Source organism: Hydrogenophaga sp. 70-12, assembly GCF_001897365.1.
Taxonomy (GTDB): Bacteria; Pseudomonadota; Gammaproteobacteria; order Burkholderiales; family Burkholderiaceae_C; genus Hydrogenophaga; species Hydrogenophaga borbori.
Map to the genome: position 1 here is coordinate 1 of NZ_MKSS01000063.1, position 3,489 is coordinate 3,489.

Sequence of the window (3,489 nt, forward strand, 5' to 3'; positions counted from 1 at the left end):
GACGCCAGCGAGGGCTTGTGGACGCTGCGCAGCCCGATCGCGGGCCGCGTGATCGCGGTGCACCGCGACAGCGCGGGCCCGGTGGGCGCAGGGCAGGCCCTGATGGAGCTGGGCGACACCACGCGGCTGGAAGCCATCGTGGACCTGCTGTCGGGCGACGCGGCGCGCGTGCCGCCGGGCGCGGCGGTCACGCTGCAGGCGGGCAGCGGCCTGCCGGCCTTGCCGGGGCGCGTCACACGCGTGGAGCCGGTGGCCTTCACCAAGGTGTCCGCGCTCGGCATCGAGGAGCAGCGCGTCAACGTGCACGTGGAGCCGGCCGCCCCCTGGCCCGGCCAATTGCCGCTGGGCGAGGGCTACCGCGTCGAGGCCCGCATCGTGACGCTGGCGCAGGCCGACGCGCTGCTGGTGCCGAACGCGGCCCTGGTGCGCACGCCCACCGGCTGGCAGGTTTTCGTGGTGGACGGGGACGGGCGGGCGCGGGCGCGCGCCCTCACCCTGGGGCCGCGCGGCACCGAGCAGGCCGTCGCCACCGATGGGCTGCGCGCCGGCGAGCGGGTGGTGCTGTACCCGGGCAACGGGGTGCGCGAGGGACAGCGCCTGCGCGAGCGCTGAGGCCTGGCATCCGCTGCGGCCACCACCGGCGCGGGTCGCTAGGCCCGCAGCGCCGCACGGACCTCGCGCACCAGCGCCTGCGCCGTCAGCGACAGCGCGCGCCCGCGCTTGGTCACGATGCAGATGTCGCGCGAGACGCGCGGCGCGCTCAGCGGCAGCACCGCCAGTTCTTGCGGCCGCGCCGCGCGCGCATACGCCGCCGGCATGATGGCAATGGCCATGCCGGCGCGCGTCATCCACAGCGCGGTGGAGAGGAAGGTCACCTCGTGCACCACGCGCAGCCGCACGCCCGCGCGCGCCGCGCTGGCATCGATCAGCGGCCGCACGCCGTAGCCCGGGCGCACGGTGATCACCGGCTGGCCGTCCAGGTCGGCCCAGCGCAGGCGCGAGCGGCCCGCCAGCGCATGCCCCGCCGGGCAGACCACCGCCAGGTGGTCGCGCACCAGGGTGTCGGTGTCCACGTCGGCACCGGCCTGTTCGGGCACGCCGATGCCGAAGTCCACCTGCTCGCCCACCACGCGCGACACGAACTGGTCGGGCGCGCAATCGTTGATGTCGACGTGGATGCCCGGGTGGCGCTCGCGAAAGCGCACCACCGCCGCCGGCAGCAGCAGCTCGGCCAGCGTGGGCGTGACGGCCACGCTCACGCGCCCGCGCCGCAGCTGCGACAGCTCCAGCGTGCCCGCGCCCAGGGCCTCGGCGTCGCGCAGGATGCGCTCGGCCAGCACGATGGCCTCGTGCGCGGCCTGGGTGGGCTGCAGGGTGCGGGTGGTGCGGTCGAACAGGCGCGCGCCCAGGCCCTCTTCCAGCTGCCGCAGCGACAGGCTCACCGCCGACTGCGTGACCGACAGCTGCTCGGCCGCCGCGCTCACCTTGCGCAGGTGGTAGACCGCCGCGAAGGCGCGCAGCTGGCGCATGCTGGGGAGGAAACGGGCGTCTGTATTCATGAGTTCAAATAATAAATGGTTCGATAAGTTTTACTTTACGCATGAATCGAGAGCGGGTTGAATCGCGGGCGGACAAGCACCACCAGAAACAGGAGACAAGTCAATGAAGCCTTCCGCCCTCCGGCGCGCGCTGGGCGCCGCCCTTGGCGCCAGCGCCCTGCTCGCGCTCGCCGCCCCCGCGCTGGCCAACGAGGCCGCCTGGCCCACCAAGCCCATCCGCGTGATCGTGACCTTCCCGCCCGGCGGCAGCGCCGACGCCATCGTGCGCGCCATCGGCCCGCGCGTGAGCGAGAAGCTGGGCCAGCCGCTGGTGATCGAGAACCGCCCCGGCGCGGGCGGCAACATCGGCCTGACCGCCGTGGCTAAGGCCGAGCCCGATGGCCACACCGTGGGCCTGGGCGCGGCCGGCGCGCTGTCGGCCAACGTCAGCCTCTACCCCCAGATGCCCTACGACCCGGTGAAGGACTTCAAGCCGGTCTCGCTGGTGGCGGCCATCCCCTTCGTGTTCGTGGGCCACCCCTCGGTGGGCGTGCGCACGCAGGCCGAACTCATCGCCCTGGCCAAGCGCGACCCGAGCAAGCTGACCATCGGCCACGGCGGCAACGGCACGGCCATGCACCTCACGGCCTCGCTGTTCGACCAGATGGCGGGCACGAAGATCGTGCAGGTGGCCTACCGCGGCTCCGGGCCCGCCGCCGTGGACGCGCTGGCGGGCCAGATCCCGCTGGCCGTGACCGACCTGCCCGCCGCGCTGCCGCACATCCGCGCCGGCAAGCTGCAGGCCTTCTCCGTCACCAGCGACAAGCGCGTGCCCGCCCTGCCCGACGTGCCCACCGTGGCCGAGGCCGGTCTGGCGGGCTACGAATCGGTGGGCTGGTTCGGCATCGTCGCGCCCGCGGCCACGCCGGACGCCATCGTCAACAAGCTCAACGCGGCCCTGGTCGAGGCGCTCAACGACCCCGCCACGCAGGCCACCATCCGCGGCCTCGGCGTGGAGCCCGCGCCGACCACGCCCAAAGCCTTCGGCGACTACATCAAGTCCGAAACCACCAAGTGGGCCAAGGTGATCCGCACCGCTGGCATCAAACTCGAATGAGCCCCTCCTCCCCCCTGACCGATACGACCGGCGTGCCCACCACCGATGTGCTCATCGTGGGCGCCGGCCCCGTGGGCCTGACGCTCGCCATGGACCTCGCCGGACGCGGTGTGCGCGTCACCATCGCCGAGCTGCGTGCCTACAAGGAGCCGCCCAGCGTGAAGTGCAACCACGTGGCCTCGCGCACCATGGAACGCTTCCGCCAGCTTGGCGTGGCCAACCGGCTGCGCCAGGCGGGCCTGCCCGACGAACACCCCAACGACGTGGTGTTCCGCACCGCCATGACGGGCATCGAGCTCACCCGCATCCCCATCCCGAACCGGCTGGAGCGCTTCGTCGACAACGGCGGCCCCGACACCTGGTGGCCCACCGCCGAGCCGCCGCACCGCATCAACCAGATCTACCTGGAGCCCATCCTGCTGGAACACGCGGCGGCGCTGCCGAACGTGACCCTGCTCAACCGCACACGCGTGGACGGCTTCGAACAGGACGCCGATGGCGTTACGGCCACGCTCGTCGGCCTGGACGGTGGCGCCACGCGCCGCGTGCGCGCGCGCTTCCTGGTCGGCTGCGACGGCGGCGCCTCCGGCGTGCGCAAGGCCATCGGCGCGCGCTTCGAGGGCACGGCCGTGATCCAGCGCGTGCAGTCCACCTACATCCGCGCCAAGGACCTGCTGGGCCGCCTGCCCGGCAAGCCCGCCTGGTGCTATTACTCGGTGAACCCGCGCCGCTGCGGCACGGCCTTCGCCATCGACGGCCGCGAGACCTGGCTGGTGCACAACCACCTCAACCCGCACGAGACCGAGTTCGACTCGGTGGACCGCGACCAGAGCA

The 3,489-nt window shown here is 73.0% G+C and carries 4 protein-coding genes; 3 read left to right on the forward strand and 1 reads right to left on the reverse strand.

The genetic code is table 11. The annotated features are described in order from the left end of the window. Window positions 1-612 (forward strand): efflux RND transporter periplasmic adaptor subunit (locus BGO22_RS04200; RefSeq protein ID WP_286849204.1); only part of this gene is annotated, 612 nt, incomplete at its 5' end. A 38-nt stretch (window positions 613-650) separates the two neighbouring features. On the opposite strand, the gene BGO22_RS04205 is transcribed toward BGO22_RS04200, so the two are convergent. Continuing rightward, on the reverse strand, window positions 651-1,559 hold the full coding sequence (locus tag BGO22_RS04205; RefSeq protein WP_070398040.1) for a LysR family transcriptional regulator: 909 nt from the start codon (window positions 1,557-1,559) through the stop codon (window positions 651-653). Window positions 1,560-1,662: 103 nt separating this feature from the next. Here BGO22_RS04205 and BGO22_RS04210 point away from each other — a divergent pair, with 103 nt between their 5' ends. Both BGO22_RS04210 and BGO22_RS04215 read left to right on the forward strand, forming a co-directional pair. Then, complete coding sequence (locus tag BGO22_RS04210) at window positions 1,663-2,655, forward strand: Bug family tripartite tricarboxylate transporter substrate binding protein (protein WP_070398041.1); 993 nt, start codon at window positions 1,663-1,665, stop codon at window positions 2,653-2,655. Then, a partial coding sequence (locus BGO22_RS04215) for an FAD-dependent monooxygenase (protein WP_286849207.1) occupies window positions 2,652-3,489 on the forward strand: 838 nt, incomplete at its 3' end. The genes BGO22_RS04210 and BGO22_RS04215, both read left to right, overlap by 4 nt.

Bases quoted from the DNA above. Each gene is read 5' to 3' on its own strand.
- BGO22_RS04205 (WP_070398040.1), bottom strand. From the start codon at position 1,559: ATGAATACAGACGCCCGTTTCCTCCCCAGCATGCGCCAGCTGCGCGCC.
- BGO22_RS04210 (WP_070398041.1), top strand. From the start codon at position 1,663: ATGAAGCCTTCCGCCCTCCGGCGCGCGCTGGGCGCCGCCCTTGGCGCC.